The 618-nt window shown below is 49.2% G+C and carries 2 protein-coding genes; both read left to right on the top strand.

From position 1 onward, the window contains the following. Positions 1 to 373, top strand: a 373-nt coding sequence (locus R7Q09_RS26705; RefSeq protein ID WP_318144018.1) for an ATP-binding cassette domain-containing protein, incomplete at its 5' end; no start/stop codon positions are given. Continuing rightward, a partial coding sequence (locus R7Q09_RS26710) for an MFS transporter (RefSeq protein WP_318144019.1) occupies positions 370 to 618 on the top strand: 249 nt, incomplete at its 3' end. The genes R7Q09_RS26705 and R7Q09_RS26710, both read left to right, overlap by 4 nt.

Raw genomic sequence — 618 nt, forward strand, 5'->3', positions numbered from 1 at the left:
TCATACACCGGAGCAAGAGGTGTGTGCGGTCGATTCTTCAATCAATAGGAAATCGGCTCGTAAGCTGTTAGCACGCTTCGGGATAAAGGGTGATAAAGCACAACGTCGCTTAGAGGCGTTGAGTGGTGGGGAGCAAACTCGCGTTAAGCTTTGTTGTTTAGCAACACGAGGCTGCAATGTACTCATTCTCGATGAGCCAACTACGCATCTTGATACCAGCAGTAAAGATGCGTTGAAGCAGGCGCTACAACGTTTTGCGGGCAGTGTCATCTTGGTTTCACACGAGAAGGCATTTATCCAAGATTGGCCAGACAGAATCGTCGATATCGCGACCTTAGCGGAGCTTTCGTTGCAAGCGGAGGTTGAAGCATGATTCAGTCGATAGCGTTGTTCCTTATTGCATTTCTGGTAGGTGCTGACGAATTGCTGCTTGGCTCAATTTTAGAACCTATCGGAGGTGATCTTGGTGTTCCACCGAGCCAGGTGACACTCTTTATTACGGCGTATAGTCTAGCGATTGCGTTTTGTGCGCCTTATTTAGGGCGTTGGTCGGATCGAGTAGGGCGTCTTCGCCTTATGCTGCCGGCTTGTTTCGTTTTTGGCATCTCCTCGATTCTG

This window comes from Vibrio sp. 2130-1 (assembly GCF_033339515.1).